The sequence below is a fragment of the Actinoallomurus iriomotensis genome (assembly GCF_030269445.1).
Taxonomy (GTDB): domain Bacteria; phylum Actinomycetota; class Actinomycetes; order Streptosporangiales; family Streptosporangiaceae; genus Actinoallomurus; species Actinoallomurus iriomotensis.
In genome coordinates this window covers 229717-243448 of record NZ_BSTJ01000004.1, presented here as the reverse complement: position 1 = coordinate 243448, position 13732 = coordinate 229717, and the positions used below count along the sequence as shown (strand labels likewise).

Annotated in this window: 12 protein-coding genes; 2 read left to right on the top strand and 10 right to left on the bottom strand. The window is 71.0% G+C overall.

Features of this window, described 5'->3' with window-relative positions:
• Positions 1 to 507: 507 nt before the first annotated feature.
• Positions 508 to 1080 carry a pYEATS domain-containing protein gene (locus tag QSK37_RS18430; RefSeq protein ID WP_285622488.1) on the top strand — a complete coding sequence of 191 codons (573 nt, stop codon included), beginning with the start codon at positions 508 to 510 and terminating at the stop codon, positions 1078 to 1080.
• Positions 1081 to 1125: 45 nt separating this feature from the next.
• Here the strand turns inward: QSK37_RS18430 and QSK37_RS18425 are convergent, their stop codons facing one another.
• The 10 genes from QSK37_RS18425 to QSK37_RS18380 all read right to left on the bottom strand — a co-directional run bounded on the left by QSK37_RS18425 (position 1126) and on the right by QSK37_RS18380 (position 12830).
• Complete coding sequence (locus tag QSK37_RS18425) at positions 1126 to 2565, bottom strand: hypothetical protein (protein WP_285622486.1); 1440 nt, start codon at positions 2563 to 2565, stop codon at positions 1126 to 1128.
• 237 nt (positions 2566 to 2802) lie between these two features.
• Positions 2803 to 3462 (bottom strand): response regulator, encoded by a 660-nt coding sequence (locus QSK37_RS18420; protein WP_285622484.1) that lies wholly within the window; start codon positions 3460 to 3462, stop codon positions 2803 to 2805.
• Positions 3459 to 4685, bottom strand: a complete 1227-nt coding sequence (locus tag QSK37_RS18415) for a sensor histidine kinase (RefSeq protein ID WP_285622482.1) — start codon at positions 4683 to 4685, stop codon at positions 3459 to 3461. Before QSK37_RS18415 ends, QSK37_RS18420 begins: the two co-directional genes overlap by 4 nt.
• 6 nt (positions 4686 to 4691) lie before the next feature.
• Positions 4692 to 5507 carry an ABC transporter permease subunit gene (locus QSK37_RS18410; RefSeq protein ID WP_285622480.1) on the bottom strand — a complete coding sequence of 272 codons (816 nt, stop codon included), beginning with the start codon at positions 5505 to 5507 and terminating at the stop codon, positions 4692 to 4694.
• Positions 5504 to 6433: an ABC transporter ATP-binding protein gene (locus QSK37_RS18405; protein WP_285622478.1), complete on the bottom strand. Its 930-nt coding sequence runs from the start codon at positions 6431 to 6433 to the stop codon at positions 5504 to 5506. The genes QSK37_RS18410 and QSK37_RS18405 overlap by 4 nt, the downstream gene beginning before the upstream one ends.
• 172 nt (positions 6434 to 6605) lie before the next feature.
• Positions 6606 to 7463: a COG4705 family protein gene (locus tag QSK37_RS18400; RefSeq protein ID WP_285622474.1), complete on the bottom strand. Its 858-nt coding sequence runs from the start codon at positions 7461 to 7463 to the stop codon at positions 6606 to 6608.
• Between the two features lie 1193 nt (positions 7464 to 8656).
• Positions 8657 to 10069: an amidase gene (locus tag QSK37_RS18395; RefSeq protein WP_285622471.1), complete on the bottom strand. Its 1413-nt coding sequence runs from the start codon at positions 10067 to 10069 to the stop codon at positions 8657 to 8659.
• Positions 10070 to 10169: 100 nt separating this feature from the next.
• Positions 10170 to 11513: an FAD-binding oxidoreductase gene (locus QSK37_RS18390; protein ID WP_285622469.1), complete on the bottom strand. Its 1344-nt coding sequence runs from the start codon at positions 11511 to 11513 to the stop codon at positions 10170 to 10172.
• Positions 11514 to 11670: 157 nt separating this feature from the next.
• Complete coding sequence (locus tag QSK37_RS18385) at positions 11671 to 11943, bottom strand: DUF1876 domain-containing protein (RefSeq protein WP_285622467.1); 273 nt, start codon at positions 11941 to 11943, stop codon at positions 11671 to 11673.
• A 119-nt stretch (positions 11944 to 12062) separates the two neighbouring features.
• Complete coding sequence (locus tag QSK37_RS18380; RefSeq protein WP_285622465.1) at positions 12063 to 12830, bottom strand: DUF2786 domain-containing protein; 768 nt, start codon at positions 12828 to 12830, stop codon at positions 12063 to 12065.
• Positions 12831 to 13008: 178 nt separating this feature from the next.
• Here QSK37_RS18380 and QSK37_RS18375 point away from each other — a divergent pair, with 178 nt between their 5' ends.
• Positions 13009 to 13641, top strand: coding sequence for a VC0807 family protein (locus QSK37_RS18375; RefSeq protein ID WP_285622463.1), 633 nt, complete (start codon positions 13009 to 13011; stop codon positions 13639 to 13641).
• The last annotated feature ends 91 nt before the right edge of the window (positions 13642 to 13732 follow it).

The window sequence follows — 13732 nt, the reverse complement described above, 5'->3', positions numbered from 1 at the left end:
CAGGCCGGGAATGCGGTCGTACGGTGCGCCGCGACCCGGCCGCTTGGCGTGAGAGCGGCCTGACCGGTGTCGATGGAATCCTTGCCACCGCCTGCGCATCGCCTTGTTGCGTTCCAGAGCCCTGAACGACGCTTCGTTGCGCGGTGCGCGGCCTCGAGTTCGATGGGAATGGAACAGGCAAGCTCGATGCGGGCAATGAGGTTTTCGCGGATGTCAATCAGGTGCGTTCGCTGGGCATAGCGGCATCTCACGCTCCCGGCTCTATGGCCGGCCTGATGTCCGAGCCGAGATCGAATGGCTCCGTGACGTGAGCCGCCCCGGCGACTCGCAGAGAGAATCAGCGTCTGTGTCGGCACTCACGCGCTCGGTGACCAGCGGGAATCCGCACGCCCAGGCCCCACATGGCTTGGACTATCGGTCAGCGCGGATTGTGTTGTGACTCGTACAGGCCCGGTGAAAGAATGCGTCGGCGGTCGGCACCGACCTGGCGGAGTACCTGGGAGAAGAATGAAGGACTGGATACCTTTTCTGCAGGCTCTGATCTGGCCGGTCGTGGTGCTGACCTTCGCATTCAAGTTCCGCGCCGGCTTGGGGCGACTCATCGAAGCGATCAACAGCCGAGTCGAGCGCGGCGACTCCTTCGAGGCGGGGGCATCAGGGATAAAGCTCGGACCCTCGTCCCCGCAGACCGCGGCCGGGGTCGAGCCCCAGCCGGGCGCGCAGCCCGTTCTTGAAGTGCCGCCGCCACTGGCCGAACTCACCGAGCCCTCAACCGATGCCGCTCCCAGAGTCCATCTGGTCCACAGCGCGCACCGCGACAGTGCACTCGACCGCAACGGCTACAGATACTTCCGGCTCCGCATCGCCCTTGAGGGCGACAGCGACTCCGATCTCGACCGTGTCACCAAGGTCGTCTACCATTTGCACCCGACTTTCCGAGACCCCGACCGCGTCGTCACGAATCGCTCGACCGGCTTCGAGCTCACCACGGCGGCCTGGGGGATGTTCAACCTGACGGCCGACGTTTATGTGAAGGGCAGCACCGAGCCCATACGGCTGGAGCGTTACCTGAACTTCTGACCGTGCGCGACCACGCGCGGCCGTGGCGGCGGTTCAGCGGTTCGGTCATCGCGCGGGCGGGTGGGCGGAGGCGGCCGGCGGAAGGAAGGCGTACCAGTGGCCGGTGCCGGTGACGCCGGTGAGTTTGCGGCGCTGCCAGGTGGTCAGGAACGGCGCCGGCGCCTTCTTCGTCCGGCTGATGACGGCGACGTGCCGGCCGGCCGCGAGCGCGGCCGTGATGGCGGTGGGGGTTTGGGCACCGCCCCAGTCGGACCAGATGCCGCGTGACGAACAACGCGCGTAGTAGGCGATCTGGACGGCATCGTGCCCGTACAACAGGCACGGTGCGGTGACGCCGAGCCGTTCGACCCGGTCGGCGACCTGACGGTCGGCGGATCGAACGCGCACCTCGTACGGCACCAGGCGCGCCAGGGTACGGGCCTGCAGACCGGCGTAGGCCGCGATGCTCACGACGGCGACGACGACGGCTGGGACGCGTAGCCGGCGGGGAGGCAGCCGGCACAGTCCGGTGATGCCTTCGGCGACCGGCAGCGCGGCCAGCGCGTACGCGGGGAGGAGGAAGCGGGGCGCGGCGTAGCCGACGATCAGCAGGTAGGAGGCCGCGATGGTGGCGGCGGTGGTCGTCGCGAGCGCGGCGGCGGGCAGGTACGGGGATCGCTGGTGGCGCAGGACGGCCAGACCCGCCATCGCCAGAACGGGGATCGCGGCGAACCACAGAACGTCCAGGCGCGGGACGGCGCCGCAGTCGACGGGTGGGCGGCACAGCAGCGGCCCGTCGAGTGCGCGCAGGTGGGCGACGAGGCTGAAGTGCAGGCCGGTCTCGTTCTCGGCCCCGGCGCCGTGCAGCCGCGCGAGCGGTCCGCCGTACGAGACGTACGCCTCGACGATCCACTCGGCCCATCCGATGGCCAGACCGCACAGCGCCGACAGCGACGGTCCCCGGCGCCGTTTGACCGCGCCGGCGGCCAGCAGCGGCAGGGCGATCCAGACGGCGTCGAAGGGCCGCATCAACGCGGTGACGGCCAACGCGGCGATCAACCCCACCCGCGGCGTCCACGCCCGGGGTTCGGCGACGGCGCGGAGGAACCACCCCACGGAGGCCACGGCGCCGAAGGCGACGTAGGGGTTGGGCATGGCCTCGTTGCCGTAGAAGATGGTCAGCCACTGGACCGCGAACAGTGCCGCGGCCAGCGGCACGATGAGGCTGCGGCGGAGTCTCAGCCAGGGCCAGAAGGCGGCGGCGAGGCAGGCCGCCGACACCAGGCTCAGATACACCCGGACCGCGATCACCGAGTCGGTGATCAGTGAAACCGGTGCGACGAGCAGCACGGTCCCGCGGGCCCGCGGGGCGGAGAAGACCGCGGCCGGCACCCCGCGCGCGACCTGGCTGACATAGACCGTCTCGTCCCAGCCGAGCGGCACGCGGCTGGTCACGAGGAGCTGGACGAGTCCGTAGCCGACGGCGACAACGCCCAGAGCGAGCACCAGACGCCGGGAGTGCGTACTCGGTCCGGCCGGCGGACTGACAACACCGCGACCGAGGTCCTCGCGCGCAGAACCGCGGCCCGCCGGAGAAGGCGTCGCCGCTTCCTCGCCGTTAACCATGGACATGCGACCCTCATTCACTACCGCGACGGACACGAATGCCTACTACTGCAGTAGTACGCTTTCGATAGTAATGCGGACGTAAGCGGATCACTCGGATCGGGGCAGGTCCCTGGTCTACGGCGGTCGCAGTAGGCCGGTCTGATAAGCCAGTACGACGGCCTGGACACGGTCGCGGAGGCCGAGTTTGGGCAGGATGCGGCTGACGTGTGTCTTCACGGTCGCCTCCGACAGCCCGAGTTCGGTGGCGATCTCGGCGTTGGAGAGTCCCTTGGCCATCTCGATCAGCACTTCGCGTTCCCGGTCGGTGAGCCGGCCGAGGCGCGGGTCGTCGGCCGGGCCGGGCCGTGCGGGGTTCCGGCGGGTGAACGTCTCGATGAGCACGCGGGTGAGCCGGGGCGCGACGACGCCGTCGCCGGCGGCGACCGTACGGATGCCCGCGATCAGTTCGGCGGGCTGGACGTTCTTGAGCAGGAATCCGGCGGCGCCGGCGTGGAGGGCGGCGAACGCGTACTCGTCGAGGTCGAACGTCGTGAGGATGAGGACGCGCGAGCCGGCGTGGTCGCGGGTGATCCGCTCGGTGGCCTCAAGGCCGTCCATGCCCGGCATCCGTACGTCCATGAGCACCACGTCGGGGCCGGCCGAGGCGACCTGCGCGAGGGCCTCGGCGCCGTCGCCGGCCTCACCGACGACGGCGATGTCGGGCTGGGTCTCCAGCACCAGCCGGAAGCCCATGCGCAGCAACGGCTGGTCGTCGACGAGGAGAACGTTGATCATCGGGTGCTCCTCAGCTGGGACGGTTCGAAGCGCGCGTGGACCCGCCAGCCGCCGTCGGGCAGCGGACCGGCACGCAACCGGCCGCCGTACACCGCGACGCGTTCGCGCATCCCGGCGATGCCGTGGCCGGTGCGCCGCCCCGCCGGAACGCCGGCGGCCGGCCGCCCGTCATCGGTGATCTCGACCTCCACGTGCGCCGCGGTGTACTCGAGCCGTACCCGGGCGCCGGTGCCCGGCGGGGTGTGCTTCCGGACGTTGGTGAGCGCCTCCTGGACGAGACGGTAGATGGTGAGTTCGGCCCCGGAGGCCATGGCGGGCGGTTGCCCGGTGACCACGAACTCCACCGGGAGCCCCGCGGCGCGGACCTCGGTGAGCAACGCGTCGAGCTGGCCCAGCCCCGGCTGCGGGCGCCGTAGCCCGGCGGAGGGCGGGGCGTCCTGGCGGAGTACGTCCAGGACGCGCTGCATCTCCGCGATGGCCTGACGCCCGATCTCCGACGACTTGGACACGGCCTCGGCGGCCCGCTCCGGTGCGACCGGGAGGGCGTACGCGGCGCCGTCGGTGAGGGCGACCATGACCGACAGGCTGTGGGTGACGATGTCGTGGACGTCGCGGGCGATGCGCGCGCGTTCCTCGGCGGCGACGATCTGCGCCTGCTGGTCGCGCTCCTTCTCGAGGCGGGCGGCGCGGTCTTCCACTGACGCCAGGTAGGCGCGGCGGGTGCGCATGTTCAGCCCGATGACGGCGGCGGCCGTGGTCATCCCGGACAACAGGACGAAGACCTTCTGCAGGTGGCCCGGCGGGGCCCACTGAACGGTGGCCAGCGCGACGCCGAGTTCCACGATGCCCGCCGCTACGAGCAGCCGCCGCAGCGTCGAGTGGGCCGCGACCGAGTACAGCGCGATGAGCACGGCGACGTCTCCGGTCGACAGGAGTACTCCGCCGAGCCACTGGGCGAACGCCAGCGCCGCGACCACGCTGAAGGCCGTGAACGGCGTACGTCGCCGCCAGATCAGCGGCACGAGCAGCGAGATCTGCAGCGCCCAGCCGAGAAGAGGCTGCTTCGGCGGCTCCCGGAACAGGTGAGGTACCCCGAACAGAAGCACGACGAGCGCGAACGCGCTGTCGACGGCGGCGGGATGCCGTCCGGCGAGCGCACGCAGGCGAAGGCCCCAGCGCACGACGAGTGCGCCGGGGCCGGCCTCGGGCGAAGAAGCGATCATCGATCGTCAGGCGTCCCTGCGCTTGAGCAGGTACGCGGCCACCGCCATCGCGATGGCGGTGTAGAGAACGAAGACCCCGAACCCCGTCCACGGGCCGAGCGATCCCGGGTCGGGGGTGTTGGTGAGCAGGTCGCCACCGGCGTTGCTCGGCAGGTACGGCGAGACGTGCTTGCCCCAGGACGTGAGGTTGAGCACCTCACCGAGGACCGGGAGCACCAGCAGGATGCCGAACAGCGCGGCGATGGCCCCGGCGGTACTGCGGATGATGGCGCCGAGCGCGGTGCCCAGCAGCCCGACGACCGTGAGATAGAGCCCGACCCCGGCGACGATCCGGAGTGCCTGCGGCGAGGAGAGCGTGGCCTGGACGTGGTGGGTGGACAGGATCGCCTGACCGCCGAGGAAGGTCACGAACGACACGATCTCCATCAGGACCAGGACGACCACGCTGAACACCGCGGCCTTGGCCCACAGCACGGGGAGCCGGCCGGGGACCGCGGACAGGGTGGCGCGGATCATCCCGGTGGAGTACTCGCCGGTGATGACCATGACGCCGAGCACCCCGACGGCGAGCTGGGCGATGACGTACGGCCGTAGCGGCACGGTCACCGCGATGGTCGCGGCGTGCTCGATGGGGTGGCGGTGGTCGCCGAGCCGGCTGGCGAACCCCCAGCTGAAGAGCATGCCGAGGCCCACGGTCGCGACGATCGCGGCGAACAGCGACCAGAAGGTGGAGCGCAAGGTCCTGAGCTTGATCCACTCGGAGTTCAGGACGCGCAGCTGGGTGACCCTGCCGGTCCGAAGGGGAGTGGTGGCGGTGGTCATGCCGCGGACCTTTCTGCGGTACGGGCGGGGGCCCGGTATTCGACGGACTCGCCGGTCAGCTCCATGAACGCCTCTTCCAGCGAGGCCTGCTGCGGCGCCAGCTCGAACAGCGTCACGCCGTTGTCTCCGGCGATCGTGCCGATCTGGTCGCTGGTCAGCCCGCTGACGAGCAGGGTGCCCTCCGCGATGTCCGCCACCGTGACGTCGGGGCCCGCCAGCAGGTCACGCAGCCGCGCCGCCTGGGGAGAGCGGACCTTGACCCGGCCGGCGGAGGCGCGCTCGATGAACTCGGTGACGGAGGTGTCGGCGATCAACTTCCCCCGGCCGATGACGATGAGGTGCTCGGCGGTCAGGGCCATCTCGCTCATCAGATGCGAGGAGACGAACACGGCGCGTCCCTCGGCGGCCAGATCCTTGAGCAGGTTACGGATCCACAGGATGCCCTCCGGATCCAGGCCGTTGACCGGCTCGTCGAGGATCAGCGTCCTGGGATCGCCCAGCAGCGCCGACGCGATCCCGAGACGCTGGCCCATGCCGAGAGAGAAGCCGCCGGCGCGCCTGCGGGCGACGTCGCGGAGACCGACCAGATCGATGACCTCATCGACCCGGCCACGGGGGATGCCGGTGGTCGCGGCGAGCGCGAGCAGGTGGTTGTAGGCGGTCCGGCCCGTGTGGATGGCCTTGGCCTCCAGCAGGGCGCCGACCTCGTGCAGGGGCGCCGCGTGGTCGGCGTGCGGCCGGCCGTTGACGGTCACCGAGCCGGAGGTCGGCCGGTCCAGGCCGAGGATCATACGCATCGTCGTGGACTTGCCGGCCCCGTTCGGGCCCAGGAACCCGGTGACGACCCCGGGTTTGACGGTGAACGACAGGTCGTTCACCGCTGTCTTGTCGCCGTAGCGCTTGGTCAGGCCCTTGGCCTCGATCATCATCGGTTCCTTGGAAGGTTCAGGGGCGTACTCAGGGAGAACGCTAGGCGTCGCCGTGGGCGCATTCGTCGCCCGCCCGGACGATTCCGGCAGGTGGCGGAGCTACACCGGCCGATGTACACGTACATCGCGGGATGGACAGGGCCGCGCCGGTCTCCGAGACCGCGTGCCGTCAGGCCGGCTGGAGCCCGGTGCGCCGTTCCTGGAGGTGTGCCCAGGCCATCAGACCGAACAGAACGGCGAGGAGAACGGCGGATGAACCGGCGGTCCCGAGGTCCAGCCCGCCTTTCGCGGCCGGCTTGGTGAGCAGATCACCCGCAGTGGCGCCGAACGGGCGGGTCAGGACGAAGGCGAGCCAGAACAGCAGGACGTTCGGTACGGCGGGCACGTACTTGAGCGCGAGGAGCCCCGCGAGCAGCCCGGTGATCAGCAGGGCGCCGCCGCCGTAGCCGAGCCCCGAACTGTCGGACAGAAAGTCGCCCATGGACGTGCCCAGTGTGTTGGACACCAGGATCGCCGCCCAGAACAGTCCTTCGCCCCGGAACGTGTCGATGTCGCGGATCTGGAACGTCAGACCGGTGAACTTCCAGATGACGAAGATGACGATCAGCACCGAGACCAGAATCGCGGCGCCGGCGGGGTAGCCCAGGCCGAGGCCCTGTGGTCCCCAGCCCAGCGACTTGTCCCCTTTGGGGAGGTATTCGGCGCTCGCTTCGCGGTTCATGAAGTCCGACATCGTCGTTCCGGCCATGCTCGTGGACAGGATGACCGTCCAGTAGAAGAACGGGTTGTACCGCTTGGACGCGAGCTGGATCACAAGCGTGGCGACGAAGATGAGGAAGAGCGCGATGGTCGTGACGAAGTAGCCGAGCTTGAGGGTCTGGGAGAACAGGTCGCCTGCCGTCTCGCCGAGCGTGGTCGCCGCGATTTTCATCACCCAGAAGGCCAGGGTGACCTCGGGGAGTTTCTTCATCACGTACTTACCGGCGCCGGCGATGTCGGCCTCGGTGAGAAGTTCCGATCGTGTCACTGAATCTCCAGACGGCTTTTTCGGGTTTCGGTGTCGCTTCGGCGTACGGCGATCTCGCTGCCGGTCGGCCGCGATGCCGTGAGCAGGCGAAGACGGTCACCGGCGTGCACCGACGGTGACGGCTACGTACCCCTCCGCGATCTACTACCGCAGTAGTTGTACTACATCTCGAGGCGAGACCGTTACTCGGCGGTGATATGTCTGGGTAGTCGCGATTCTTTGCTTATGCGTAACCCTGTGCCTGGCCGGTCGGCCATGGAATTGCTGCTGATCCGGTTCGTGGCTGATTGGCTCGGAGCGGAAGGCCCGGTCGCCGATGAGGGACGGGAATGGCGATGGCGGAAGGGCGAAAGCGACGTACAACGACGGCGCTCAAGATCGTCGTATGTGATCCGGCGAGGCTGAGGTCTGGCGGCGAGGACCGCAGGGGCCTTCTCGCGTGGTGACGGCGGTGGCCGTGGCCGGTGGGTTGTTGGAAGAAGCGGTCGGCTTGGGGACGGCGAGGTCGGCGCGGTGGGGGTGGCCGGCGGGGGTTCGTCGTGTGGCATGCCGGCAGCGGCGGCCCGTCATTGAGGACCCCGTCAGCGAGGCCGTCAGTGAGACGCCGTCCGTGAGAGGGCGTCCGTGAGGGCGTCAGTGAGAGGGCGTCAGTGAGAGCCCTGGCAGTGAGGGTGCGTCAGCGATGGGTGCGTCAGTGAGAGGCCCGTTGAGCGCGGGCCGGTCGGTCGGGCCGCGGGGCGGTCTCAACGGATGGTGTCCATGGGCGGTAGGTCGTTCGGAGACGCGGTCGCCTGGCGGACGGTGAGGTCGATGCGATGGGGCCGCGGTTGGAGGCTCGTCGTCTCGCGTAGGGGACGGCTCGGCGGTGAAGCCGGTGCTTCCACTGGGTGATCTACAACGTAAAGGAGCTGGCCTGCAAGCCACCGTTGCGATTCGCGAGGTACAGGACTGCGGCTAAGGAAGCGCAGCCCTCTCAGAGGGGCAGGCGGAGGTGGCCACGGCTGGGATCCGTCGCAAGGCGTGGTCGGCCGAGGTCTGTCGGAAGGGGTGGTCGGCAGGGGACGGTGAGCTTGAGGCGTGAGCTTGGGCGGTAGGGGACGGCGAGGTCGGACGGTGAGGTGGCGTGGTGGGGCGCCGGTTCGGGGGCTTGGGGTCCGGGGGCGGGCGGCAGCCCGCTGAGGCGGCGCTGTGACTCAGAGGGCTGGGCGGCGTTCGCCGTGGTGGGTGGCCTGTTCGAAGGCGCGGCCGGCTTGGAGGACGAGCAGGTCGGCGCGGTGGGGGCCGATTACCTGGAGGCCGATCGGGAGGCCGTCGTCGGTGAAGCCGCCCGGGACCGACAGGGCCGGGCAGCCCGTCGCGGAGATGAGGTAGGCCGAGCGCATCCAGTCGACGTACGACGTCATCGGCTCGCCGGCGATCTCCGTTGGGTACTCCAGGTCGGCGTCGAAGGGAGGGACCTGGCTGACGGGCGCGAGCAGCACGTCGTAGCTCTCGAAGAAGCGGCGCACGTTGTGGTACAGCCGTGTGTGCAGGACCTCCGCGCGGCCGACCTCGGGGCCGGTCAGGCGGCGGCCCTCCTCGATGTTGGCGACGACCGACGGCTTCAGCTGGTCGCGGTGGCGGTCCATCACCGTGCCGAGCGCGAGCTCGAACTTCCACGCCCGCAGTACACGGAAGACCTCGTCGGCCCCGCTCAGGTCGGGGCACGCCTCCTCGACGACGCAGCCCAGCTCGGTGAAGACCTTGGCGGTGCCCTCCAGCGCGGAGATCACCTCGGGGGCGAACGGCATCGAGCCGTCGAGGCGGGGGGCCCACGCCACCCGGAGGCCGGTCAGGTCACGTTCGAGTGGCACCGCGAACGCCGATCCCGGGGTCTCCAGCGCGATCGGGGAGCGAGGGTCGGGGCCGGCGAGCACGGACAGCAGCAGGGCCACGTCGGCGACGTCGCGCGCCATCGGCCCCTGGACGCCCATCGTCGCCCAGGCGGCGGCGTCCGGCCAGCTCGGCACCCGGCCGGGCGACGGGCGCAGCCCGACGACGTTGCAGAACGAGGCCGGGTTGCGCAGCGAACCGCCCATGTCGCTGCCGTCGGCCAGCGGGTGCAGCCCGGCGGCGAGCGCGGCCGCCGCCCCTCCGCTGCTGCCGCCCGCCGACCGTGAGAGGTCATAGGGGTTGCGGGTCGTCCCGAACAGGGGGTTGAAGGTGTGCGACCCGGCGGCGAACTCCGGGACGTTGGTCTTGCCGAGCATGACCGTGCCGGCCGCGCGCATGCGCTCGATGACGAGCTCGTCGAGCTCTGGGACGTTGTCGGCCAGCAGCGGAGACCCGGACGTCGTGAGGACGCCGGCGGTCTCGTGCGTGTCCTTGTGCGCGACCGGAAGGCCGAGCAGGGGCGGCGGCTCCGTGCCGCTCGCGAGGAGCGCGTCGGCCTCGTCGGCCTCCCGGAGGGCGCGGTCGGCGGTGAGGGTAACGATCGCGTTGATCCGGGGGTTGACCGCCTCGATCCGCGTGAGGTGCGCCTCGGTCACCTCACGCGCGGACAGCTCGCGGTCGCGGACGCGGCGGGCCAGCTCACGCGCGCTCAGGAAGTGGATCTCCTCCGCCAACGGGTCTCCTCCGAGGTTGCCCCGGGGCGTCGCCGCCCGAGGGGTGCAGATTCGCAGAGCTCCAACTTTGGCCTCCGGCGGAACCCGTGTCCATGCTGATTCAGGGCTGTGGGTAAGTCTCGAAGACGCCGTCCGGGTCGTAGCGCGCCCGCAGGGCCTGGAAGCGTTCCCAGGCCGCGGCGGTGAAGGAGCGCCGGGCGCGCTGCGGTTCGGCGGCCAGGTCCGTCTCCGCGACACAGCGGCCGGTGGCCTGTGGCTCGGCGGCGGCGGTGAGCTCGCGCAGCCAGGCGAGGTTGGCTCCGTCGGCCGACCGGTCCGTCCACATCGCGTAGCAGCCCAGGCGGATCCGCCCCAGCGGGGCGAACGCCATCTCCGGCACGGCCGGACCGCCGGGGGCCGGCTCCGCCACCACGATCGACTCCGGGGACGGCGCGTTCTCCACGTACCGGGCGAGGCCGGGCAGCAGGCCGCTGAAACCGCCGTTCAGCCACAGGGAGTCCGCGGCGGTACGTCGGCCGCCCGGCCACAGGGCGGCCGAACCGGTGAACAGCACCGCGAACGGCGTCGGCTGGTCCACCTGCCGGATCAGCGCCCGCCCGGCGAACGGGCACTCGCGCAGCGGTTCCAGGCACCGGATCGCGTCGTTCCACGCGCACGAGAAGGCCGTCGCGGTGACGACCACGACCTGCAGCGGGGAGCCGCCGTCGGTCGTGGTGAGGGCCACGCTGAGCTCCACGTTGGCCGGTATGGCCCCCGTGATCTCATCGGCCCAGTACGCGACGTCCTCCACGTCGGCGAGCGGGAAGACGTACCGGGTCGTCATGATCGCCGGCGGCAGGTGCCGCAGCCGGAGACGGAACGAGGTCACCGCGGCGAAGAATCCGGGCCCGCCTCCGCGCGCCGCCCAGAGGAGGCCGGAATTCTCGTGATCGTCGCAGTGGACGATCTCGCCGGTCGCGGTGACGGCCTCGATCGCCTCCACGCTCGCGCACGCGGGCCCCCAGGCGCGGGAGTTCCACCCGATCCCCCCGGCCAGCACGAACCCGCTCAGCGCGACCGAGCCGCGGTGCGCCACGGGGAAGGCGCGGTCGCGGTCCGCGAGGGCGCGCGTCAGATCCTGGCAGCTCACCCCGGGCTGTACGGTCGCCGTGCCGTTCTCGACGCCGCAGCCCCGCAGGCGGGACAGGTCGATCAGCATGCCGCCGTCCCGCAGGGGCGCGCCGCCCCAGCCGTGCTCGCCGGCCCGTACGGTGACCTTCATGCGGTGGGCGCGGGCCAGCGCGACGGCCTCGCGCACCTCCTCGGCGCAGGCGGCCTGGACGATCACGTCGGGGCGGCGCGAGGGCGCGCACTCGTTCGCCGCCATGCTCGCCCGGGCCTTCTCATAGTCCGGATCGCCCCGCTCGACCAGTACCTGTTGGATGTCCCGCGCCGCTATGCCCACGGTTCGCCCCTCTCGCCGCTCGACTGCCGCCCGCCGGCTGCCTCCCGTACGTCTCCTGGGCCCGATCGGGCGTCGCCGGAGCACGGCGACGACCCGGCCGGCGTCCCTCGGCCGGTCCGATCGCGCCCACGGCGCGGTCGCCCCTGGCGTGCCCGTCCTACCGGTCGGCGAGATTGACGTGCTCGTGGGTCACGGCCTCGATGTCGGCCGCCGCCGCGTCGAGCAGCCGGTGCGCCAGGTCGGACAGGGCACGCGCGGCGGCGAGCTCGGCGCCGATCTCGGGTACGTCCCAGTCGGCCGGGTTGCACCGGGCCTTGCCCCGCCCCCGCATGCCGTCGGCTTCCCGCGTGGCCAGCCGCGCCTCGGCGTGCGTCTCGCCGTCCGTCTCATCCAGGTAGATGTCGACCGACCAGCGGTCGATGGTGTTCATGACTCCTCCGGAACGAATTCGTCTCCTACCTAGAGACTCGCTGCTGACCGCCGGGCCGGGCAGGGCCAAAGGTCCCAGATCACACCGGCCCCGGCGGCCCCGCGCGCGACGCCGGCCCTTCAGCTCGGAGGCCCGAGCGCGGGGCGGGTGCCGCCGACGCCGGATCCCAGGTCGGCGAAACGGCCGGCGTCGCGGCCGGCCGTGAAGCCGTCGCTTCGCACGCGCTGCCGCCGGGCCGGGCCCAGGGCCGGGAACCGGTCCGTGAACTCCGCGCGGACGCGTTCGTCGTCGCGGGCCAGCACGAGCGCCGCCGACCCGGAGCCGGTGTCATCGTCGCGCAGCCGGCCCCGGGCCGCCTCGACGCGCTCGGCCACCCGGTCGCCGTAGCCCACCAGGAACGCCTTGAGATAGCCGTTGCGCCAGCGTGTGCGGTCGGCCTTGCGGCGGAACAGCTCCTCCGGATAGGCGCTCATGTGCGCGTCGGCGGCACGCGTCCCCGCACCGTCCATCTGCAGGGTCAGCGACGGCAGGAGCAGCGTCAGGGCGTCACGGGCCGACTCGGTGGCGACCGCCAGCAGCGCGATGTCCTGCCGGTAGGCGCCGTTGCCGCGCAGCGCGCACGCGCCGCCGTACGCGCGGACGACCGCGGTGAGGCCCGCCGCGCGGGCGCGGGCGTGGCCGTCGCCGCCCCCCACGACGTGTTCCCAGTAGACGACCGGCTCCGGGCCCTCGCCCCGCCGGGCCCGGAGTGCCGCCTCGTCGATGGCGTGCCGCATCATCAGCTCGGCGGCCTTGGCCGCGCACGCCTGCGCCTCCGCCTCCGGGGTCTCCGGATGCTCGGCGCGGTCCAGCAGCGCGCGGACCCTGCCCTCGTGGTCGATCGTCATGCCGACGGAGCGTAATCGCACACTCCCGTACCGGCGAGCCGCCAGCTATGAGGAGAAAACGCGTGGTAACCGCCCTTAGAGGTCGCATGTGGAGATTCGGGGATTAGCGCGGAGATCTTCGCGTAGCGTGGTTCCGGTCCCCCGCTCCGCCGATCATCCAGGAAGCCGTCCACCTCCCATGGAAGCGTCCCACCGGTTCGAGATCCCGCGCCTGCCCCACCTCGCGCTGCACGCGCTGCCCCGGGTCCTCGAAGGCATGATCGCACCGGTGGTCGTGTTCTACGCCGGGCTCGTGCTGCTCGGCCTCGGTGGGGCTCTGATCACCGCGGTCGCGTGGGTCTACGGCGGCATCCTGGTACGGCTGGTGCGCCGCCGCCCGGTCCCCGGCACGCTGTTGCTCGCGGCGCTCGGCGTGACCGCGCGCGCCGCGATGGCCGCCCTGACCGGCAGCGCCGTCGTCTACTTCCTCCAGCCGACGCTGGGCACGCTGCTCGTCGCGATGGCGTTCCTCACCTCGGTGCCGCTGCGGCGCCCGCTCGCCGCCAAGGTCGCGAACGACCTGGTGCCCCTGCCCGCCGCCTTCCTCGCCCACCGGCGCGTCCACCGGTTCTTCCTGCGCGTGTCGCTGCTGTGGTCGCTGGTCTTCACCCTCAACACCGCACTGAGCGTCTGGCTGTTGTTCCGGCACTCGATCGCCGCCTACCTGTGGATCCGCACGCCCGCCGTGGCGCTTCTCGGCGCGACCGCGGTGGTCATCTCGCTCTGGGGCTTCAAGCGCTGCGTACGTGGCGTCACGGCGGCCACTCCGTAGGGCCCGAAGCTAAAGAACGAACAAAACGACGGCCACGAACGTCTGTGGTTACGAGGCGGTTTTACTCGGGCCCCATACGATTACGGGCGAA